Raw genomic sequence first — 20,304 nt, forward strand, 5'->3', positions numbered from 1 at the left:
CTCTTGTCAGGAGTGAGGAGGGGCGATCCGTGCGGGGTCGCGCGCGGTGGCGGTTTTCCGCTACGCTGACCGGTTTCCCGCGACCCTAGGGATCACCCGGAGTTTAACTGCCATGGCCGAACCGACCGCCCTCGCGCAAGTGCCCGCAGAAGCGCCCGCCGAAGCCGCGCCGAAGGGCGAGTTCGTCAGCTACCCCGGCTCGCCGTTCCAGCTCTTCCAGCCCTATCCCCCGGCGGGCGACCAGCCGACCGCGATCCAGCAACTCGTCGAGGGCATCAACGACGGCGAGGTCTACCAGACGCTGCTGGGCGTGACCGGTTCCGGCAAGACCTTCACGATGGCCAACGTGATCGCGCGGCTGGGCCGCCCGGCGATCGTGTTCGCGCCCAACAAGACCCTGGCCGCGCAGCTGTATGCCGAGTTCCGCGAGTTCTTTCCCAAGAACGCGGTCGAGTACTTCGTCAGCTACTACGACTACTACCAGCCCGAGGCCTACGTTCCGCAGCGCGACCTGTTCATCGAGAAGGACAGCTCGATCAACGAGCACATCGAGCAGATGCGGCTTTCGGCCACCAAGAGCCTGCTCGAGCGCCGCGACACGATCATCGTGGCGACCGTCTCGGCGATCTACGGCATCGGCAAGCCCGAGGACTACACGCAGATGCGCCTGATCGTGCGCACCGGCGACAAGATCGGCCAGCGCGACCTGATCGCGCAGCTGATCCGCATGCAGTACACGCGCAACGAGATGGACTTCTCGCGCGGCACCTTCCGCGTGCGCGGCGACACGATCGACATCTTTCCGGCCGAGCACTCGGAGCTCGCGATCCGCATCGAACTCTTCGACGACGAGATCGATTCGCTGTCGCTGTTCGACCCGCTGACCGGCAAGATCCGCCAGAAGATCCCGCGCTTCGTGGTCTATCCCTCGAGCCACTACGTCACGCCGCGCGAGCAGGTGCTGCGCGCGATTGACGGCATCAAGCAGGAACTGCGCGAGCGCCTGGACGAGCTGGTCAAGGCCGGCAAGCTGGTCGAGGCGCAGCGGCTGGAGCAGCGCACCCGCTTCGACCTCGAGATGCTGCAGGAGGTGGGCCACTGCAAGGGCATCGAGAACTACACCCGCCATCTTTCGGGCGCCAAGCCCGGCGATCCGCCGCCGACGCTGGTGGACTACCTGCCGCCCGATTCGCTGATGTTCCTCGACGAAAGCCACGTGCTGATCGGACAGCTCGGCGGCATGTTCAACGGCGACCGCGCCCGCAAGCTCACGCTGGTGGAGTACGGCTTTCGCCTGCCCAGCGCGCTCGACAACCGGCCGCTCAAGTTCGAGGAGTTCGAGCGCAAGGTGCGCCAGGCGGTGTTCGTCACCGCCACGCCAGCGGCCTACGAGCGCGAGCATGCCGGCCAGGTGGTCGAGCAGCTGGTGCGCCCGACCGGCCTGATCGACCCCGAGGTCGAGGTGCGCCCAGCCACGCACCAGGTCGACGACGTGCTGCAGGAGATCCGCGAGCGCGTCGAGAAGAACGAGCGGGTGCTGATCACCACGCTGACCAAGCGCATGGCCGAGCAGCTCACCGACTACCTCGGCGACAACGGCGTCAAGGTGCGCTACCTGCACAGCGACATCGATACCGTCGAGCGCGTCGAGATCATCCGCGACCTGCGCCTGGGCACCTTCGACGTGCTGGTGGGCATCAACCTGCTGCGCGAAGGACTGGACATCCCCGAGGTCTCCCTGGTTGCCATCCTCGACGCCGACAAGGAAGGCTTCCTGCGCGCCGAGCGCAGCTTGATCCAGACCATCGGCCGCGCGGCGCGCAACGTCGCCGGCAAGGCCATCCTCTACGCCGACCGGATCACCGACTCGATGCGCAAGGCGATCGACGAGACCGAGCGCCGGCGCGCCAAGCAGATCGCCTTCAACGAGGCCAACGGCATCGTGCCGCGCGGCATCCGCAAGGAGGTGCGCGACATGATCGACGGCGTCTACTCCGCGCAGGCCAAGGACGACCAGAAGGCGCTGGCCCAGGCCGAGGTCGAGGCGCTCAACGAGAAGGACCTCGGCAAGCGCATCAAGCAGCTCGAGCGCCAGATGCTCGAGCACGCCAAGAACCTGGAGTTCGAGAAGGCGGCGCGCGTGCGCGACCAGCTCGCGCTGCTGCGCGAGCAGGCCTTCGGCGGCGCGGGGCACGACAACATCGTGCCTTTGGTCGGCAAGGGCTGACGGCCCGCCGCGACCGGCGGATCAGCGTTTTCCTTGATTGCCGGCGAGCCCGCCGGCGGCCACATTGCGATCACGAAGTTACCGGCGAGTAAGTAGCCTACCGAGGCGTCTTCCGACCGGCAGCCGTGAAGGAGACAAGGTGGCCGAGGCCGGCGTCGAATCGCCATGGAAGCGCACCGAGGTGCGCCGCGCCGAGCGCGAGCTCAAGCGCGAGGCCGTGCTGCGCATGGCGGTGCGGCTGTTCAACCAGAAGGGCTTCCACGCCACCTCGCTGGACGAGGTGGCCGAGCGCCTGCACGTCACCAAGCCCACGCTCTACTACTACGTCAAGAACAAGGACGAGATCCTGTTCGAGAGCGTGCGCATCGGGCTGGAGGCCGTGCGCGCCGGGATCGCGCAGGCCACGGCCAGCGGTGGCAGCGCGCTGGAGCGGCTGCGCATGTGCATGAACGCCTACCTGCGCGTGGTGACCGACGACTTCGGCCGCTGCGTGATCCGCGTCGGCGAGGATCCGCTGCCGCCGGCGAGCCGGCGCAAGCTGCGCAAGCTCAAGGCCGAGATCGACCACGAGTTCCGCCAGCTGATCGAAGAAGGCGTGGCCGAGGGCTCGCTCGCGCGGGTGGATCCCAAGCTGGCCGCATTCATGATCGCCGGCGCGATCAGCTGGATCGGCCGCTGGTACCGCGAGGACGGCGAACTCACGCCCGAGCAGATCGCCGATCAGAGCATCGGCCTGCTGCTCAACGGCGTGCTGAACCGTCCGGCCGCGACAAAGAGGTCGGCGCGATGAGCCCGCTGATCGTCGAGCGCGAGGGCCGCGTGCTGCGGCTGCGCTTCAACCGTCCGCAGTCGCTGAACGCGCTGGACGTCGAGACCGCACGGGCCTTCCTTGCCGCGGCGCGCGAGATCGAGGCCGATCGCTCGCTCGGCGTGGTCGTGATGAGCGGCGCGGGCCGCGCCTTTGTTGCGGGCGGCGACCTGCAGCAGCTGCGCGCCGCGCCGGTCGAGACCGCCGACGCGCTGATCGGCCCGCTGCACGAGGCGCTGCAGCGGCTCGCGTCGGCCGACGCGATCGTGCTCGCCGCGCTGCACGGCGCGGTCGCCGGCGCCGGCCTGAGCCTCGCGCTCGCGGCCGATCTGGCCATTGCCGCGCAAGGCACGCGCTTCAATCTCGCCTACGTCAACGTCGGCACCAGCTGCGACCTGGGATCATCGTGGGCGCTGCCGCGCGTCGTGGGCCTGCGCAAGTCGATGGAGATCGCCTTGCTGGGCGAGGACCTCGATGCCGACGAGGCACTGCGCCTGGGGCTCGTCAACCGCGTCGTCGCGGCCGACGCGCTCGAAGCCGAAACCCATGCGCTCGCGCAACGCGTCGCCAACGGCCCGCCGATCGCGCTGGCGCAGATCAAGCGCCTGATGCGCCGCTCGCTGGAGCGCACGCTGGCCGAGCAGCTCGACGCCGAGCAGCAGGCCTTTCGCCACTGCGCCGCGACCGAGGATTTCTCGGAAGCGCTCGCTGCCTTCTTTGACAAGCGCGCGCCGCAGTACCGCGGGCGCTAGGAGATTCACATGGCTCAAGCCGTCATCGTCGACGCCGTTCGCACCGCCTTCGGCCGCCGCAACGGTGCCTTGCGCGAAATGAGACCGGACAGCCTGCTCGCCTTCGCCGTGAAGAGCGTGGTCGTAAAGAGCGGTATCGCGCCCGAGGCGATCGACGACCTGATCGCCGGCTGCGTGAGCCAGGCCGGCGAGCAGGGCGCTAACGTCGGGCGGCTCGCGGTGCTGCTGTCGGGCCTGCCGGTGCGCGTGGCCGGCGTCTCGCTCAACCGCATGTGCGGCTCCAGCCAGCAGGCGGTGCATTTCGCCGCGCAAGCGGTGGCCGCGGGCGATGCGCGCTACGTGCTGGCCGGCGGTGTCGAGAACATGAGCCGCGTGCCGATGTTCACCGACGTCACGCTCGGGCAGGGCGAGTTCCGCGGCTTCGAGATCCTGAACCCGGCGCTGTTCGAGCACCACGAGCTGATCCACCAGGTCGAGAGCGCCGAGCGCATCGCCGAGCGCTGGAAGATCTCGCGTGCCGAGTGCGACGAGTTCAGCAAGACCAGCCACCGCCGTGCGCATGCGGCGCTGGAGCAGTTCAAGCAGCGCGAGATCCTCGCGACGCCGGGTGTCGACGCCGACGGCAAGGCCATCCTGCTCGCGCGCGACGAAGGCGTGCGCGCCGTGCTCGACGAGGCGCGCATGGCGGCGATGAACCCGGTGTTCCGCCAACCCGGCGAAGGCGTCGTGACCGCGGCCAACGCGAGCCAGATTTCCGACGGCGCCTCGGCCGTGCTGATCGCCGACGAAGACGCCGCGCGTGCCGACGGCCTGCGCGCCAGGGCCCGCTTCAAGGCGCGCGTGGTCGTCGGCTCCGACCCGACGATGCAGCTCGATGGCGTGATCCCGGCCACGCACGAGGCGCTGCGCCGCGCGCGCCTGAGCGTGAAGGACCTCGACTGGATCGAGGTCAACGAGGCCTTCGCGAGCGTCGCGCTGTGCTGGGCGCGCGAGTTCAAGCCCGACATGGACAAGCTCAACCCCTGGGGCGGCGCGATCGCGCACGGCCATCCGCTCGGCGCCACCGGCGGCGCGCTGATGGCCAAGATGCTCGCGGGACTGGAGGCCACCGGCGGCACGCTCGGCCTGCAGGTCATGTGCATCGGCCACGGCATGGCCACGGCCACGATCATCGAACGCATCTGAACATGGCTTCGCCCGTGCTCGAGATCGACGGCGTCACGCTCGCCTTCGGCGGCGTGAAGGCGCTCAACGGCGTGAGCCTTTCGGTCGCGCCGGGCTCGATCACCTCGGTGATCGGCCCCAACGGCGCGGGCAAGACCTCGCTGTTCAACACGATCTCGGGCTTCTACCGGCCGACCGCCGGCGCGATCCGCTTTCGCGGCGAGGACATCACGCGCAAGCCGGCGCCGCAGCGCGCCGCGCTCGGGTTGGCGCGCAGCTTCCAGAACATCGCGCTGTTTCGCGGCATGACGGTGCTCGACAACATCAAGCTCGGCCGCCACGCGCACCTGAAGACCAACGTGCTCGACGCGCTGTTCTACCTGGGCCGCGCCAAGCGCGAGGAGGTGGCGCTGCGCGCCGAGATCGAGGAACGCATCATCGACTTCCTCGAGATCGACCACATCCGCCACGCACCGGTCGCCGCGCTGTCGTACGGGCTGCAAAAGCGCGTCGAGATGGCGCGTGCGCTGGCGATGCAGCCGCAGATCCTGATGCTCGACGAGCCGGTCGCCGGCATGAACCGCGAAGAAACCGAGGACATGGCGCGCTTCATCCTCGACGTGCGCGACGAGTGGGGCGTGACCGTGCTGATGGTCGAGCACGACATGGGCATGGTGATGGACCTGTCGGACCACGTCGTGGTGCTGAACTTCGGCCAGGTCATCGCGGCAGGCACGCCCGCCGAAGTGCAGACCAACCCCGAGGTCGTGAAGGCCTACCTCGGCTCGGGCCACGGCGGCGTACCCGAAGTGCAGAGGCAGGCCGCATGAACGAGGGCTTTGACTGGCTGTTCTTCGCCGAGATCACGCTCGCCGGCCTGGGCGGCGGCGGCCTGCTCGCGCTCACCGGTCTGGCCTTCGTGATGATCTACAAGGCCACGCGCGTCGTGAACCTGGCGATCGGCGAGATGCTGATGATGTCGGCCTACCTGTTCTTCGCGCTGGCGGCGGGCTTCGCGCTGCCGGTTTGGGCCGCGATCCTCGGCGCGGTGCTGGCCAGCGGCGCGCTCGGCGCGCTGGTCGAGCGCACGGTGATCCGGCCGATGCTGGGCGAATCGCCGATCTCCACCTTCATGGTCACGGTAGGCCTGTCGTCGATCTTCATCGGCGTGGTCGAGCTGGTGTGGACCGCCGATCCGCAGCGCCTTCCCGAGTTCATGCCCAGCGACCCGGTGCTGCTCGGCCCGGCGATGGTCGCGCCCAAGGTGTTCTACGGCTTTCTCGTCACGGCCTTGCTGATCGCCGCGGTGCTGCTGGTGTTTCGCTTCTGGCGCGGCGGCGTCGCGTTGCGCGCCACGGCGTCGGATCAGGCCGCGGCCTACTCGATGGGCATCAACGTGCCGCGCGTGTTCTCGCTGGCGTGGACCGCGGCCGCAATGATCGCCGCGGTGGCCGGCATCGTCGTCGGCGCGATCGGCGGCATCTCGTCGACGATGGGCACGTTCGGTTTGTCGGTGCTGGTGGTCGTGATCGTCGGCGGGCTGGACAGCGTGCTCGGTGCGCTGGTCGGCGGTCTGCTGGTCGGCCTGGTCGAGGCCTGGGCGGGCGCCTATCTGGGCGGCGAGTTCAAGCTGATCGCGACCTTCTCGCTGCTCGTGGCGATCCTGATGCTGCGGCCTTATGGGCTGTTCGGCACGCATGAGATCGAGAGGTTGTGATGCGGCGACGCGGGTGCTTTTCTGCCGGGATGGCGCTGCGGACAGGCTGCGCGCGGCGGGCCGTCGCGGGCTTCGCGGAGGCGGTCGGCTTCGCCGACTGCTCTGCGCTGCTCGCTTCGAGGGGCGCGCCTCATAACTCGCTGCGCTCACTGCGTTCGCTTCGCTCAGACAAATCGGCGAGTCAGATCACGAGGCGCGCTGCGCGCGCCGCCCCTCGAAGCTGCGCTGCTCGACGCCTCCGAGGCGCCCCCGCCGACCCGCCGCGCGCAGCCTGTCCTGAGAGCCGGTGTTTCCCTGCGAAGAGGAACTGCCCACCCCCTTGCAGCCCGCGCAGCCGCCCCACAGGCAGGACAACATGAGAATCGGCGCCGCCAAGCAAACCTACGCCGCCGACGCCGCGCTGTTCGACACCGCGACGCAGCGACGCTGGATCGCCGCGCTCGCGCTGGCGCTCGTCGCGTTCCCCTTCCTGGCCGACGAGTACTGGCTCTACCTCGCCTGCCTGATCGCGATCAACGTCGCCAGCGCCTGCGGGCTCAACATCCTGACCGGCTACACCGGCCTGGTCAGCCTCGGACAGGCGGCGTTCATGGGCTTGGGCGCCTACACGGTGGCGATCCTGCAGGCGCGCTTCGGCACACCGTTCTGGGTCAACCTGTTTGCCGCCGGCACGGTGGCCATGATCGGCGGCGTGCTGGTCGGCATTCCGTCGCTGCGCGTGAAGGGCCTGTACCTGGCGATCGCGACCATTGCGGCCTCGGTGCTCGCGCACTTCTTGTTCGCCAACCTCGCGCTGACCGGCGGCACCTCGGGCCTGTCGGTGCAGCCGGCGTCGATCTTCGGCATCGCGCTCGACACCTCGTTCAAGCTGTACTGGCTGATCCTGCCGGTCACGGCACTGATGCTGCTGGGCGCGGCGAACCTCTTTCGAACCCGCATCGGACGCGCCTTCATCGCGATCCGCGACCGCGACATCTCGGCCGAGGTGCTGGGCATACCGCTGCTGCGCTACAAGCTGCTGAGCTTCGGCCTTTCGTCGTTCTACGCCGGCGTCGCGGGCGGCCTGTGGGCCTACTTCTTCCGCGTGGTCACGCCGGAAAGCTTTCCGCTCGTGATGAGCATCTTCTTCCTCGCCGCGATCATCGTCGGCGGCATGGGCAGCATCCTCGGGGCGATTCTCGGCGCGGTGTTCATGACGCTCGTGCCGGAGCTGCTCAAGCTCGTGGTCGGATGGCTGCCGATGTCGGCCAACGCGACGCTGATCCTCTCGCCGGTGCGCACCATCGTCTTCGGTGCGCTGATCGTGGCCTTCCTGATCTTCGAGCCGCATGGCCTCGCCGAAATGTGGCGGCGCGTGCGGCGCTTCTTCCACCTGTGGCCGTTCAGAAACTGAGCAAGGAGACCAGCATGGACCAGCAACGTCGTTCTCTCGTGACCGCCGCCGTCGCCGCGGCGGGCCTGGCCGCCAGCGGTGCCGCGCTCGCACAAGCCGGCGAAGACATCGTGCTCGGCGGCTCCATCCCGATGACCGGCGTCTTCGCGTTCGCGGGCATCGGCATCAACGCGGGCATCCAGGACTACGTGAAGATCGTCAACGACGCGGGCGGCATCAAGGGCCGCAAGCTGCGCTACGTGCCGGAAGACACCGGCTACAAGGTCGACGCCTCGGTCGCCGCGTTCAAGAAGATCACGAGCCAGAACAAGGTCAACCTCTACTACGGCGACTCGACCGCGTTTTCCAAGACCATCAACCCCGAGCTCGAGCGCGCCGGCACGATGCTGATGGCCGGCGCTTCGTTCGCGACCGAGATCAACAACCCGCAGAAGTACCCGTACCAGTTCCTCGTCGGGCCGGACTACACCGAGATGTTCGGCATCCTGCTGCGCCACATCGCCAAGACCAAGCCGGGCGCCAAGGTGGTGTTCGTCTACTCCGACAGCGAGTTCGGCCGCGACCCGATCGACGAGAGCCGCGAGGCCGCCAAGAAGCTGGGCCTGAACGTGGCGGCCGAGATCATGACGCCGCCCGGCAGCGTCGACGTCTCGACCGAGGTGATCAAGCTGCGCCGCGCCGACCCCGACTTCACGATCTTCCACGGCTACGTGCTCGCGCCGATTCCCGAGTTCATCACCCAGGCCAGGAAGCTCGGCATGAAGAGCCAGTTCATGGGCACCTTCTGGACCATGGACCACTCGATGGTCATGAAGATGGGCGAGGCGGCCGACGGTTTCATGGGCGTGATGCCGTTTCGCTACTACTACGACACCGAGGGCAAGGCGCCGATGCTCGAGAAGATCCGCGCGATGCGCCCCGAGTACCAGAGCACGGCCTACATGCAGGGCTTTCTCACTGCGATGCTGATGACCGAGGCGGCCAAGCGCACGCTCGACGCCGGCAAGCCGCTGGACGGCAAGAACCTCAAGGCGGCGCTGAACTCGATCAAGAACTTCGACACCGGCGGCATCATCGGCACGCCGATCACGATCAAGGGCAACTCGATCCCGGTGGGCCGCATCTACAAGGCCGACGTGAAGCAGCAGAAGATGCTGCCGGCGTCGGACTGGATCACGCTCGAGTGACGTTTTGCAGAGCCCGGCCGTGAGCGAAGCACCTGTCCTTTTGGTGAACAACATCGAGGTGGTCTACAACAAGGCCGTCCAGGTCTTGCGTGGTCTCTCGCTGGCTGTGCCAAGAGGCCAGATCGTCGCGCTGCTCGGCAGCAACGGCGCCGGCAAGAGCACCACGCTCAAGGCGGTGTCGGGGCTGCTCGCGCTCGAAGACGGCGAGATGCCCAAGGGCGAGGTGCGCTTCGACGGTGCCTCCACCGCTCGGCGCGCGCCGCACGAGCTGGTGCGCTCGGGCCTCTTCCATGTGATGGAGGGGCGCCATGTGTTCGAGGACCTCACGGTCGAGGAGAACCTCGTCGCGGCGACCTACGCGCTCACCGGCCGCAAGGCGGCGAGCGCCGACTTCGACCTCGTCTACGAGTACTTCCCGCGCCTGCACGAGCGTCGTCGCGGCCTGGCCGGCTACCTCTCGGGTGGCGAGCAGCAGATGCTCGCCATCGGCCGCGCGCTGATCGCACGTCCGAAGCTGATGCTGCTCGACGAACCCTCGCTGGGCCTCTCGCCGATCCTGGTCGAGAACATCTTCTCGATCATCGCGCGCATCAATGCGGAACAGGGCGTCTCGATGCTGCTGGTGGAGCAGAACGCCGCGGTCGCGCTGGGCGTCGCGCACTACGGCTACATCATGGAGACCGGCAAGGTGGTGATCGACGGCCCGGCCGCAAAGCTCGCTGCAGACCCCGACGTGCGCGAGTTCTACCTCGGCGTGGGTGGGGCCGGCGCGAAGAGCTTTCGCGACCTCAAGCACTACAAGCGCCGCAAGCGCTGGCTGTCATGAACCCCGACCTGCCCGAGAAGACCTTGCCGCAGATGCTGCGCGAGCAGGCGCGGCAGCGGCCCGGCGCGATCGCGATCCGCCAGAAGGACTTCGGCATCTGGCGACCGGTGAGCTGGGCCGAGTACGAGCGCCGCGCGCGGCATGTGGGCCTCGGCCTGCGCGCGATCGGTCTTGGCGAGGCCGGCCACGTCGGCGTGATTTCGGAGAACCGGCTGGAGTGGGTGCTGACGCAGCTCGGCTGCGGCCTGGTCGGCGCGGTGACGGTGGGCGTCTACCCCACCAGCCCGATGAACGAGGTCGCCTACGTGCTCGAGCACGCCGACGTCGAGGTCGTGGTGTGCGAGGACCAGGAGCAGACCGACAAGGTACTCGGCGCACTGCACCAGTTGCCCAAGCTGCGCCGCATCGTCGTGTGCGAGAAGAAGGGCCTGCGCAACACCCCGCCCGAGCACCGCGAGCGCGTGATCGCGTTCGACGAGCTGGAAAAACTCGGTGCCGCGCGCGAGGCGATCGAGGGTGGCTTCATCGACGCCGTGCTCGAGCGCCAGCGCCTCGACGACCTCGCGCTGATGATCTACACCTCGGGCTCGACCGGCAAGCCCAAGGGCGCGATGCTGAGCTACGCCAACATCCGCGGCGTGGTGCCGGGCATCGTCGATCGCCTCGGGCTCGACGCGCGCACCACGCACCTGTCCTACCTGCCGCTTTGCCACGTGGCCGAGCAGATGTTGACCGCCTTCGTGCCGCTGTACCTGGGCTCGACGGTGAACTTCGGCGAGTCGATCCGCACCGTGCAGGAAGACCTGCGCGAGGTCGCGCCCAGCATGTTCCTCGGCGTGCCGCGCATCTGGGAAAAGCTGCACTCGGCGATCTCGATCAAGATGCAGGAGACCGGCCGGCTGCGGCGCTGGCTGTTCGCGCGCGCGATGGCGGCGTGCGGGTCCTTTGCCGAGAAGTCGCCCGCCCAGCGCACGCTCGCCGAACGGCTGGTGTTCGGCTTCTGGTACCTGCTGATCTTTCGCGCGCTGCAGAACTTCATCGGCCTGCGCAAGGCACGCATCGCGCTCACCGGCGCGGCGCCGATCCCGCCGGCCATCGTGCGCTTCTTCCGCACGCTGGGCGTGCCGCTGATCGAGGTCTACGGCCTCACCGAGTCGAGCGGCATGGTCACCGGGCAGCGGCTTTCGCGCGTGCGCATCGGCACCGTCGGTGAAGCGACGCTGCTGGTCGAGCACCGCATCGCCGACAACGGCGAGCTGCTGCTGCGCGGGCCGGTGGTCTTCATGGGCTACTACAAGAACCCGCAGGCCACGGCCGAGGCGATCCGCGACGGCTGGCTGCACACCGGCGACGTGGTGCGCGAGGAAGAGGGCGGGCTGATCCGCATCGTCGACCGCCTCAAGGACATCATGATCACCGCCGGCGGCAAGAACCTCACGCCCTCGGAGATCGAGAACGCGATGAAGGCCAGCCCTTTCATCAAGGAATGCATCGTCGTCGCCGAGGCGCGCAAGTACGTGTCGGCGCTGGTGCAGATCGACTACGAGACGGTCGCCAAGTGGGCCGAACAGCAGCGGCTCGCGTTCACGCACTTTCGCTCGCTGGTCGAGACGCCGCAGGTGCGCGAGCTGATCGACGCCGAGATCGCGCGCGGCAACGCCGGGCTCGCGCCGGTGGCGCAGGTCAAGCGCGTGCACCTGCTGACCAAGGAGCTCGACCACGACGACGGCGAGGTCACGGCGACGATGAAGGTGCGCAGGAGCAGCATCTACAAGGCCTACGCGGCCGAGATCGAGGCCTTGTACGTCCCCTGAGCGCAGGCGGCGAGCCGGCTCAGAACAGCGTCTCGAGCAGTGCCCGCGTCTCGCGCGCGGCCTCGCGCAGCCAGTCGGCAAAGCGCAGCGCGGCGACCGGCAGCGTGCCCTCGCGCAGGATCAGCCAGTACGCGTAGTCCGGCCGCGCGGGCGCCGACAAGCCCTCGACCGCAACGAGCCGGCCGTCGGCCAGCATCGGCGCGATCAGCGGCGCGCGGCCCAGCGCGACGCCGTGACCGGCGAGGGCCGACTGGATCACCTGGTCGTACTGGTTGAAGCGCAAGCGGCCCAGCGGCTCGGCGGGGGCTTTTCCGGCCGCCTGCAGCCAGCCGTTCCATTGCAGCCAGGGGCGCGCGACGTCTTCGTACTCGAGCAGCGTCAGGCGGCGCAGGGCCGCCGCGCCAGCCACGCGCCGCAACCCCAGCGACGGGCTGGCGACCGGCACGATGCGTTCGTCGAACAGGTGCTCGGCCTGAGGAGGCGCCTGCTCGCGCGTGCAGTAGCGCAGCGCCAGGTCGACGCCCTCGCGCTGCAGGTCGGCGACGACGCGGTTGCCGGCCGCGACGCGCACGTCCAGCGCCGGGTGCGCCGACTGGAAACGACCCAGCTGCGGCAGCAGCCACAACGTGGTGACGGCAATCGTCGACGTCACGGTCACCGGAGCCGCGGCATCCGCGGGCCGCAAGGAGGCGAGCACCTCGCCGAGCTGGTCGAACCAGGCGTCGGCGTGCCGGAACAGCCGCTCGCCCGCGGGCGTCAGCGCGATGCCGCGGTGGCGGCGCTCGAACAGCGCCACGCCGAGTTCCTCTTCGAGGCTGCGGATCTGGCGGCTGACGGCCGATTGCGTGAGGAAGAGATCGGCCGCGGCCAGCGTGATGCTCATGCGCCGCGCCACCGCGACGAAGCCGCGCAGGAGGTCCAGCGAAGGGAGTTGGTGCAGCGGTTGATTCATGAGCTGGGCGCATGCGAAGCGTGCGCCGAAGTCGCTTGAGACGGAGCGGATGCTCGCCTTCAATATGGGCATCGTCAAGCGCGTTGCGGGAGGCTCCGATGGCTGGGAAACATGAGTTGATGGAATGCAACGGCGGCCCCGCGATCGTCGCCTGGGCCGTGTCGTCGATCGATGGGCTGGCCTTGCGCGTCCGCCCCGGTGACGTCGTCCACTGCCGGTCCGGCCGGATATGGCTCACGTTCGAGGGACACCTCGACGACGTGGTGCTGCTCGACGGCGAATCACATCGCGTTCGCTTCGACGCGCGCGCGATGATCTCCGGCTTCGGCCCGGCCGGTGTGGAGATCGAGCGCGGGGTCGGCGCGGTGAGCGCGTCGCGGACCGTGCGGCGTTGGCAGGTGCGGCCTTCGCTGCTGCTGAGGCTTCACATGCGATGAATCGGCGGGCAGGTGGGCTTGCTCAGTCGCCGACCGGCACCACCGTCAACCAGGGCCAGCGCTCCCGATAGCTCTGCGCCTTGATCGCAAAGCGCGACGGAAACGGATGTCGCGGGTTCATGCGCAGCACGCCGCGCGCCAGCTCGTCGAGCCCGTCGGGCGCGTAGAGCTCGCCCGAATCGACATCGATGCCGACGCAGGTGCAGGCCACGAGATAGCGGTCGATGCCGTCGCGCGCGCTCGCGAGCCGCGGGTAGGGCGCCTGGAAGCGCTGCTCGTACCAGAGGTGCACGCGCGCCTGGTTGCGCAGTTCGACATGCACGCCGAGGTCGGACGTGAGCGCCTGCACGCGGCGGATCGCCTCGTCCTCGGCCTCCCACGACAGATCACGGTCGTCGAAGTAGAAGACGTCGTAGTCGCGCACGCCCCAGTCGGCCGTGCGGCCGCTGATGCGGTTCCAGGTGGCCTGAAACAGGCAGCCGGCCGCGAGGTGGCACTGCGGCAGGCCGAGCGCGGGCAGGCGTGCGAGGAGTTCGGCATTGACGCGGTTGCGCAGCGCGTCGGCGATGAAGGCGCCTTCCGTGAGCGGCACGCGTCTCAGCCTGCCGACGCCAGCCCGGCGAAGGTCTGCTGCGCCGGCGCCGTCTCCGGCAGCACGTAGACCACGCCGCGGCCTTGCCCGAGCACCGGGCGGATCACCTCGTCGTAGAACGCCTCCGGCACCACCACGCAACCCAGCGAGACGCGCTTGTCGTCGCTGCCGCCGGACGCCAGGCGCTGCAGGCGGGCGCCATAGGAGGCGAGGTTCGGCCGCACGCGATGGATCGCGAGCCCCGCGTCGTAGTCGAACCAGACGATGTGCTCGCCGCTCAGGTTGCGGCCCGGCTCGGACTCGAAGCGGCCGGCCGGCGTGGTGCGCTCTTCGGGGCGGATCTGGTTCAGCGGGCGTTCGCCGATGCCCGGCACCGAGTGGTCGCCGCGCGCCGCACCCAGCAGCACCGGCGTGCTGCCCGCCAGGCGGCCCTGCGCATCGATCACGTAGATCCGCGCGTTCCTCTTGTCGACGACCGCGAAGGCGCGGCCGCCGTGATCGCCGGTGGCGAGCACCCATTGCGCCATCTGCCGCGCATCGGCCGATGCGTCGGCGTCGAGCTCGACCGCATGCGCCGACCAGCACAGCAGTACCCCGGCCAATGCGCCGAGCGCCTTGGCTTTGAAAGCCATCTGCGTCCCCCAGTCGATACCGGCCCATGCTAGGCAGCGCGCCCGGCCGTGAAAGCCGGAACTGCGTGGCCGTTGGGCCCCTGATGTCGCGATCTGCCGCGCAGTCGGCGTTCGCGACGCTTCTTGTTCAGGCCTTGTTCAAGCCAGTTGGGCTGCAGCGAGCAGCGCCTTCGTGTACGGCTGCTGCGGCCGCGCGAACAGCGCCTCCGCTTCGCCTTCCTCGACCACCTCGCCGTCCTTCATCACCAGCACGCGATGCGACATCGCGCGCACGACCGCGAGGTCGTGGCTGATGAAGACGTAGCTCATGCCGTAGTGCGCCTGCAGCTCGGCCAGCAGCTTGAGCACCTGCTGCTGCACCGAGACGTCGAGCGCCGAGGTCGGCTCGTCAAGCACCAGCACCTCGGGGCGCAGCACGACCGAGCGCGCAATCGCGATGCGCTGCCGCTGTCCGCCCGAGAACTCGTGCGGATAGCGCTGCAGCACGTTGTGGATGCCCTGCGCAGCCGACAGGCCCACCTCGGCCAGCATGTCGATCACGCGCGTCTCGCGCTGCTCGGCGGTGAGCTCGGGGAAGTGCAGCGCCAAGCCTTCACCCACGATCTGGCCCACCGTCATGCGCGGGCTGAGCGAGGCGAACGGATCCTGAAAGACCACCTGCATGCGCCGGCGCATGCCGCGCAGCGCCTGGCGCCCGGCGTTGTCGATGCGCGCACCGCCCATCTCGATGCGCCCCTCGGCGATCGGCTGCAGCGCGAGCAGGGCCATGCCCAGCGTCGTCTTGCCTGAGCCCGATTCGCCGACGATGCCCAGCGTCTCCCCGCGGCGCAGTTCCAGCGTCGCCTGCTTCACCGCCTCGAAGTGACGCTTCTTGAACCAGCCCACGGGGATGTCGAAGCGCACCTTGACGTCCTGCCCGGCCACCAGCACCGGCGCGTTGTTGTCGACCGGGCGCACGACGCGCTGTGGCCGGCTCGCGAGCAGGCGCTGGGTGTAGGCGTGCTGCGGGTTGGCGAACACGGTCTTGGTCTCGCCCAGCTCGACGAGCTTGCCTTTCTCCATCACGCCGACGCGGTGCGTGAAGCGGCGCACCAGGTTGAGGTCGTGCGTGATGAACAGGAGCGCCATGCCGAAGTCGCGTTGCAGCTCGTCGAGCAGCTCGAGGATCTGCTGCTGGATCGTCACGTCCAGCGCGGTGGTCGGCTCGTCGGCGATCAGCAGCTTGGGGCCGCAGGCCAGCGCCATCGCGATCATCGCGCGCTGTCGCTGCCCGCCGGAGAGCTGGTGCGGAAAGGCGTCGACGCGGCGCTCGGGCTCGGGGATGCCGGTGCGCCGCAGCAGCTCGATCGCGCGCTCGCGCGCCTGCATCGGGCGCAGGCCCTCGTGCAGCTCGAGCACCTCGCCGATCTGGTTGCCGATCGTGTACAGCGGGTTCAGCGCCGTCATCGGCTCCTGGAAGATCATCGAAATCGACGAGCCGCGAATGCCGCGCATCTCGCGCTCGCTCTTCTTGAGCAGGTCTTCGCCGTCGAAGCGGATCGCGCCGCTCGCGCTGGCCGCGTCGACGAGGCGCAGCACCGACAGCGCGGTGATCGACTTGCCCGAGCCCGATTCGCCGACCAGGGCGAACTTCTCGCCGGGAGCGATCGAGAACGAGACGTCGTCGACGACGGTCGACGGGCCGAATTTGACCGTGAGGCGATCGACCTCGAGCAATGCTTTGGTGGGGGTGTCGTTCATGGCGATCGATCGGTGATCAGGACTTGCGCGTATCGAAAGCGTCGCGCAGCGCGTCGCCGATCAGCGTGAGCAACAACAGCGTGACCACCAGCACCGCGAAGGTCGGCACCGTGATCCACCAGGCATCGAGGTTCTCCTTGCCCTGGCGCAGCATGTCGCCAAGCGACGGGGTTGGCGCCGGCACGCCCAGGCCCAGGAAGTCCAGCGAGGTGAGGGCGAGGATGGCCGCGCTCATGCGAAACGGCAGGAAGGTGATCACCGGCGTGAGCGAGTTGGGCAGCACGTGGCGCCAGATGATCTGCACGTTCGACAGGCCCAGCGCGCGCGCCGCCTTGACGAACTCCAGCGAGCGGTTGCGCAGGAACTCGGCGCGCACGTAGTCCGACAGCGAGACCCAGCCGAACAGCGCCAGCAGCACCAGCAGCAACAGCAAGGAGGGCTCGAAGATCGACGCGAAGATGATCAGCACGTAGAGCTCGGGCACCGAGTTCCAGATCTCGATGAAGCGCTGCATCGCGAGGTCGGTGCGTCCGGCGAAGTAGCCCTGCACCGCGCCGGCCAGCACGCCGACGGCCACGCCGGCCAGCGTGAGCGCGAAGCCGAACCAGGCGCTGATGCGAAAGCCGTAGATCAGGCGTGCGAGCACGTCGCGGCCCGCTTCGTCCGTGCCGAGCCAATGGCTGGCGTTGGGCGCCGCGGGATCGGGCTCCTTGGCGAAGTAGTCGATCGACGCCGCCGAGTGCTGGATCGCGGTGAAGACCGCGAAGTTGCCCTCGCGCTCGAACAGCGTTCGGATGAAGGGGTCGTGCCAATCGGTCGGCGTGTCGAAGTCGCCGCCCAGGCGCTTCTCGGGCGGGTTGCTGATGATGGGGAAGAACCACTGGCCCTCGTAGCGCGCGACCAGCGGCCGGTCGTTGGCGACCAGTTCCGCGAGCGTAGTCACGGCGAGGATCACGGCGAAGATCCACAGCGACCAGACGCCGAAGCGGTTGCGCTTGAAGCGCGCCCAGGCGCGCTGGTTCGGCGACATCGGCTTCGGGGTGGCCACGACCTCGTGCGAGGGCGCGGCGACAGGCGGCGTGAGCGGGGTGGTGACGCTGGCGTTCATGTTCTTGCTTTCCTCAACTCACTTGGCCGCCGCACCGAACTGCACGCGCGGATCGACCACCACGTACAGCACGTCGGCGACCAGCTTGACCACCAGGCCGATCAGTGTGAACAGGTACAGCGAGCCGAGCACCACGGGGTAGTCGCGCCGCACGACCGATTCGTACGACAGCAAGCCCAGTCCGTCGAGCGAGAACAGCGTCTCGATCAGCAGCGAGCCGGCGAAGAAGGCGCCGACGAAGGCCGCCGGAAAGCCGGTGATGATGGGGATCAGCGCGTTGCGGAAGATGTGCTTGTAGAGCACGCGCTGCTGCGACAGGCCCTTGGCGCGCGCGACCAGCACGTACTGCTTGCGCATCTCCTCGACGAAGGTGTTCTTGGTCAGCATCGTCATCACCGCGAAGCTGCCGATCACGATGCAGATCAAGGGCAGCGTCAGGTGCCAGAAGTAGTCGGCGATGCGCGCCGGCCACGACAGCTCGGCCCAGTTGTCCGAGGTCAGGCCGCGCAGCGGGAACCAGTCGAAGAAGGTGCCGCCGGCGAACAGCACGATCAGGAACACGCCCAGCACGAAGCCGGGTATCGCGTAGCCGATCAGCACCAGCAAGGTCGTGAAGGCGTCGAACTTGCTGCCCTCCTTCACCGCCTTGGCGATGCCCAGCGGGATCGAGACCAGGTAGCTGATCAGGAAGGTCCACAGGCCCAGGCTGATAGAAACCGGCAGCTTCTCCTTGATGAGCTGCCAGACGTCCTTGTTGTGCATGAAGCTGCGGCCCAGGTCGAACTTCGCAAAGTTCTTGAGCATCTCGACGTAGCGCACGTGCGCCGGCTTGTCGAAGCCGTACAGGGCCTTGAGTTCTTCCAGTTGCTTGGCGTCGATGTCGCGGCGCGCGCTGTAGCCGCCGCCTTCGGCGCCGCCGCCGCGCGCCGCGCGCGCCTCGGCCAGCACCTGGTCGACCGGCCCGCCCGGCACGAACTGGATGACCACGAAGGTCAGCGTCAACACGCCCAGCAGCGTGGGCAGCATCAGGGCGATGCGCTTGAGGATGTAGCTCAGCATCGATGGGGTCTCTTCAGTGCGTGGGGCTCACGCCGGGCTTGAGCCACCAGGTCGTGATGGGCCATTGCGGCAGGGATTCGTTGGGGCTTTCGATCGTGAAGTACTTGGGCACGGTCTTCGGGCGCTCGAAGCGGTCCCAGTAGGAGACGCGGTAGTTGTTGGCGTACAGCTCGGGCACCTGCCAGCGCTCGTGCATCACGATGCGGTCGAGCGCGTGCGCCGCGTCGAGCAGGTCGGGCATCGTCGTGGCGCGGTTCATCGCCTCGAGCACGGCATCGACCGCGCGGCTCTTGACGCCGCGGTAGTTGCCCGAGGCCTGCTCGTCGGCGGACTTGGAGCCGAAGATCTCCGTGTAGTCCAGCGGCGAGGGCAGCGTGAAGTCCGGCAGCACGATTGCGACCATGTCGTAGTCGAAGACCTCGAGCCGCTTGCGAAACAGCGCGAAGTCGACGCGCCGCACCTTCATGCGGATGCCCAGCTTCTCCATGTGCGAGATCCACACCGCGGCAGTGCGCGCGGCGCCGTCTTCGGAGGTCAGGTACTCGAACTCCAGGCGCTGCCCGGCATCGTTGACCAGCACGCCGTCGCTGCCGAGCTTGTAGCCGGCGGCGGCGAGCAGGTCGCGCGCGCGGCGCAGGTTCTCGCGCAGGGCCATCGGGCCGGAGTCGGTGCGCGGCGCCTGGTAGGGCGGGCCGAACACCTCGGGCGGCAGTTCGGCGCGGTAGGGCTCCAACAGCTTCAACTCGCCGGCGCTGGGCAGGCCCGTGGCCGCGAACTCGGAGTTGGCGAACACGCTTTCGTTGCGCTTGTACTGGCGCCGGCGGTTGACCCAGTCGAAGTCGTAGGCCAGGTCGATCGCCTCGCGCACGCGGCGGTCCTGGAACAGCGGGCGGCGCAGGTTGAACAGGTAGGCCTGCTGGCCCTCGCCCTTCTGATGGACCAGCAGCTCCTTCTTGATGCGCCCGTCGCGCCACTTCGGGCCGGCGTGCACGCGGTCCCAGCGGCTGGCCGAGTACTCGAGCAGCAGGTCGAACTCGCCGGCCTTGAAGGCTTCCATCGAGATCGCGCGGTCCTGGTAGTAGCGGTAGACGACGCGGTCGAAGTTGAAGAAGCCGCGGCGCACGCCGAGATCCCTGGCCCAGTAGTCCGGGCGGCGTTCGAGCTCGAGCCGGCGGCCGGAGTCGGCCAGCGCGATGCGGTAGGGGCCGGAGGTGATCGGCTCGTCGTTGACGACCTGGTCGAAGGGCTTGGCCTTGCCGTCAGGGCCCACGCCCCACTTGCGCGAGAACACGCGCATGTCGGCGATCTGCAGCACCGCGTCGACGGAGCGGTCCTTGAGCTCGAAGCGGATCGTGCGCTCGTCGAGCACCTCGGCGCGCGAGACGGCCGACAGCGGCGTGCGGTACTGCGGCGACGCGTACTTGCCGGTCAGCATCTCGAACGAGTGCTTGACGTCGGCGGCCAGCACCGGGTCGCCGTTGTTGAAGCGCGCCTTGGGGTTGAGGCGAAAGCTCACCGCCGAGCGATCCTGCGCAACCTGCATTTCCTCGGCGAGCAGCCCGTACACCGTGCCCGGCTCGTCGCCGGACGGGATGGCCAGCGTCTCGAACATGAAGACGAACAAGCCGCCGGGCGCGTTGCCCTTGATCGTGAACGGGTTGTACTTGTCGAAGCTGGTGCGGCGGTCCGGCTGGTTCAGGTAGAGCGTGCCGCCCTTGACCGCGTTGGGATCGGCATAGTCGAAGTGGTCGAAGCCGCGCGGGTACTTGGGCGTGCCATAGGCCGAGTAGGCGTGAACCCAGGGCGCCGCCGCAGTCGCTGCGTCGTTGGCCGGCGCGGTCGCGGCGCCGGCGGTTGCCGCCCACAACATCGCAACGCACGCAAGCGCCCACCGGC

18 protein-coding genes are annotated in these 20,304 nt (G+C 68.5%); 11 read left to right on the top strand and 7 right to left on the bottom strand.

Annotated features, from left to right (window positions below):
* The first annotated feature begins 112 nt into the window (after positions 1–112).
* From uvrB to ACO2TI_RS16545, 10 genes are all read left to right on the top strand, one after another.
* The gene (uvrB, locus tag ACO2TI_RS16500; protein WP_423285984.1) at positions 113–2,227 is read left to right on the top strand and encodes an excinuclease ABC subunit UvrB; all 2,115 of its coding nucleotides are present in this window, start codon (positions 113–115) and stop codon (positions 2,225–2,227) included.
* Between the two features lie 139 nt (positions 2,228–2,366).
* Positions 2,367–3,017, top strand: coding sequence for a TetR/AcrR family transcriptional regulator (locus tag ACO2TI_RS16505; protein WP_423285986.1), 651 nt, complete (start codon positions 2,367–2,369; stop codon positions 3,015–3,017).
* The gene (locus ACO2TI_RS16510) at positions 3,014–3,787 is read left to right on the top strand and encodes an enoyl-CoA hydratase/isomerase family protein (protein WP_423285987.1); all 774 of its coding nucleotides are present in this window, start codon (positions 3,014–3,016) and stop codon (positions 3,785–3,787) included. Before ACO2TI_RS16505 ends, ACO2TI_RS16510 begins: the two co-directional genes overlap by 4 nt.
* A 9-nt stretch (positions 3,788–3,796) precedes the next feature.
* Complete coding sequence (locus tag ACO2TI_RS16515) at positions 3,797–4,972, top strand: thiolase family protein (RefSeq protein ID WP_423285989.1); 1,176 nt, start codon at positions 3,797–3,799, stop codon at positions 4,970–4,972.
* 2 nt (positions 4,973–4,974) lie between these two features.
* Positions 4,975–5,781: an ABC transporter ATP-binding protein gene (locus ACO2TI_RS16520; RefSeq protein WP_423285990.1), complete on the top strand. Its 807-nt coding sequence runs from the start codon at positions 4,975–4,977 to the stop codon at positions 5,779–5,781.
* Complete coding sequence (locus ACO2TI_RS16525) at positions 5,778–6,668, top strand: branched-chain amino acid ABC transporter permease (protein WP_423285992.1); 891 nt, start codon at positions 5,778–5,780, stop codon at positions 6,666–6,668. Before ACO2TI_RS16520 ends, ACO2TI_RS16525 begins: the two co-directional genes overlap by 4 nt.
* Before the next feature lie 355 nt (positions 6,669–7,023).
* Positions 7,024–8,061: a branched-chain amino acid ABC transporter permease gene (locus ACO2TI_RS16530; protein WP_423285994.1), complete on the top strand. Its 1,038-nt coding sequence runs from the start codon at positions 7,024–7,026 to the stop codon at positions 8,059–8,061.
* A gap of 14 nt (positions 8,062–8,075) precedes the next feature.
* Positions 8,076–9,248: an ABC transporter substrate-binding protein gene (locus ACO2TI_RS16535; RefSeq protein ID WP_423285995.1), complete on the top strand. Its 1,173-nt coding sequence runs from the start codon at positions 8,076–8,078 to the stop codon at positions 9,246–9,248.
* Between the two features lie 19 nt (positions 9,249–9,267).
* On the top strand, positions 9,268–10,074 hold the full coding sequence (locus ACO2TI_RS16540; RefSeq protein ID WP_423285997.1) for an ABC transporter ATP-binding protein: 807 nt from the start codon (positions 9,268–9,270) through the stop codon (positions 10,072–10,074).
* On the top strand, positions 10,071–11,888 hold the full coding sequence (locus ACO2TI_RS16545; RefSeq protein ID WP_423285999.1) for an AMP-dependent synthetase/ligase: 1,818 nt from the start codon (positions 10,071–10,073) through the stop codon (positions 11,886–11,888). Before ACO2TI_RS16540 ends, ACO2TI_RS16545 begins: the two co-directional genes overlap by 4 nt.
* A 19-nt stretch (positions 11,889–11,907) precedes the next feature.
* On the opposite strand, the gene ACO2TI_RS16550 is transcribed toward ACO2TI_RS16545, so the two are convergent.
* Entirely contained in the window at positions 11,908–12,840 is a 933-nt protein-coding gene (locus ACO2TI_RS16550) for a LysR substrate-binding domain-containing protein (protein WP_423286001.1), read from the bottom strand.
* A gap of 119 nt (positions 12,841–12,959) precedes the next feature.
* Here ACO2TI_RS16550 and ACO2TI_RS16555 point away from each other — a divergent pair, with 119 nt between their 5' ends.
* Complete coding sequence (locus tag ACO2TI_RS16555) at positions 12,960–13,277, top strand: DUF2917 domain-containing protein (RefSeq protein ID WP_423286003.1); 318 nt, start codon at positions 12,960–12,962, stop codon at positions 13,275–13,277.
* 22 nt (positions 13,278–13,299) lie between these two features.
* Here the strand turns inward: ACO2TI_RS16555 and ACO2TI_RS16560 are convergent, their stop codons facing one another.
* The 6 genes from ACO2TI_RS16560 to ACO2TI_RS16585 form a co-directional block, all read right to left on the bottom strand.
* Positions 13,300–13,869, bottom strand: a complete 570-nt coding sequence (locus tag ACO2TI_RS16560) for a nucleotidyltransferase family protein (RefSeq protein ID WP_423286004.1) — start codon at positions 13,867–13,869, stop codon at positions 13,300–13,302.
* 5 nt (positions 13,870–13,874) lie between these two features.
* Entirely contained in the window at positions 13,875–14,501 is a 627-nt protein-coding gene (locus ACO2TI_RS16565; protein ID WP_423286006.1) for a hypothetical protein, read from the bottom strand.
* 138 nt (positions 14,502–14,639) lie between these two features.
* Positions 14,640–16,241 (bottom strand): ABC transporter ATP-binding protein, encoded by a 1,602-nt coding sequence (locus ACO2TI_RS16570; RefSeq protein ID WP_423286007.1) that lies wholly within the window; start codon positions 16,239–16,241, stop codon positions 14,640–14,642.
* Positions 16,242–16,257: 16 nt separating this feature from the next.
* Complete coding sequence (locus ACO2TI_RS16575) at positions 16,258–17,349, bottom strand: ABC transporter permease (protein ID WP_423286008.1); 1,092 nt, start codon at positions 17,347–17,349, stop codon at positions 16,258–16,260.
* 18 nt (positions 17,350–17,367) lie between these two features.
* The gene (locus tag ACO2TI_RS16580; protein ID WP_423286009.1) at positions 17,368–18,408 is read right to left on the bottom strand and encodes a microcin C ABC transporter permease YejB; all 1,041 of its coding nucleotides are present in this window, start codon (positions 18,406–18,408) and stop codon (positions 17,368–17,370) included.
* Positions 18,409–18,421: 13 nt separating this feature from the next.
* Positions 18,422–20,278, bottom strand: coding sequence for an extracellular solute-binding protein (locus ACO2TI_RS16585; RefSeq protein ID WP_423286010.1), 1,857 nt, complete (start codon positions 20,276–20,278; stop codon positions 18,422–18,424).
* Positions 20,279–20,304 lie beyond the last annotated feature (26 nt).

The sequence above is a fragment of the Caldimonas sp. KR1-144 genome (genome assembly GCF_049446155.1).
GTDB lineage: Bacteria > Pseudomonadota > Gammaproteobacteria > Burkholderiales > Burkholderiaceae_C > Rivibacter.

Excerpts from the sequence above, each read along its gene's own strand:
- uvrB (WP_423285984.1), top strand. The coding sequence starts at position 113 with ATGGCCGAACCGACCGCCCTCGCGCAAGTGCCCGCAGAAGCGCCCGCC.
- ACO2TI_RS16510 (WP_423285987.1), top strand. The coding sequence starts at position 3,014 with ATGAGCCCGCTGATCGTCGAGCGCGAGGGCCGCGTGCTGCGGCTGCGC.
- ACO2TI_RS16515 (WP_423285989.1), top strand. The coding sequence starts at position 3,797 with ATGGCTCAAGCCGTCATCGTCGACGCCGTTCGCACCGCCTTCGGCCGC.
- ACO2TI_RS16520 (WP_423285990.1), top strand. The coding sequence starts at position 4,975 with ATGGCTTCGCCCGTGCTCGAGATCGACGGCGTCACGCTCGCCTTCGGC.
- ACO2TI_RS16525 (WP_423285992.1), top strand. The coding sequence starts at position 5,778 with ATGAACGAGGGCTTTGACTGGCTGTTCTTCGCCGAGATCACGCTCGCC.
- ACO2TI_RS16530 (WP_423285994.1), top strand. The coding sequence starts at position 7,024 with ATGAGAATCGGCGCCGCCAAGCAAACCTACGCCGCCGACGCCGCGCTG.
- ACO2TI_RS16535 (WP_423285995.1), top strand. The coding sequence starts at position 8,076 with ATGGACCAGCAACGTCGTTCTCTCGTGACCGCCGCCGTCGCCGCGGCG.
- ACO2TI_RS16545 (WP_423285999.1), top strand. The coding sequence starts at position 10,071 with ATGAACCCCGACCTGCCCGAGAAGACCTTGCCGCAGATGCTGCGCGAG.
- ACO2TI_RS16550 (WP_423286001.1), bottom strand. The coding sequence starts at position 12,840 with ATGAATCAACCGCTGCACCAACTCCCTTCGCTGGACCTCCTGCGCGGC.
- ACO2TI_RS16555 (WP_423286003.1), top strand. The coding sequence starts at position 12,960 with ATGGAATGCAACGGCGGCCCCGCGATCGTCGCCTGGGCCGTGTCGTCG.
- ACO2TI_RS16565 (WP_423286006.1), bottom strand. The coding sequence starts at position 14,501 with ATGGCTTTCAAAGCCAAGGCGCTCGGCGCATTGGCCGGGGTACTGCTG.
- ACO2TI_RS16570 (WP_423286007.1), bottom strand. The coding sequence starts at position 16,241 with ATGAACGACACCCCCACCAAAGCATTGCTCGAGGTCGATCGCCTCACG.
- ACO2TI_RS16575 (WP_423286008.1), bottom strand. The coding sequence starts at position 17,349 with ATGAACGCCAGCGTCACCACCCCGCTCACGCCGCCTGTCGCCGCGCCC.
- ACO2TI_RS16580 (WP_423286009.1), bottom strand. The coding sequence starts at position 18,408 with ATGCTGAGCTACATCCTCAAGCGCATCGCCCTGATGCTGCCCACGCTG.
- ACO2TI_RS16585 (WP_423286010.1), bottom strand. The coding sequence starts at position 20,278 with ATGTTGTGGGCGGCAACCGCCGGCGCCGCGACCGCGCCGGCCAACGAC.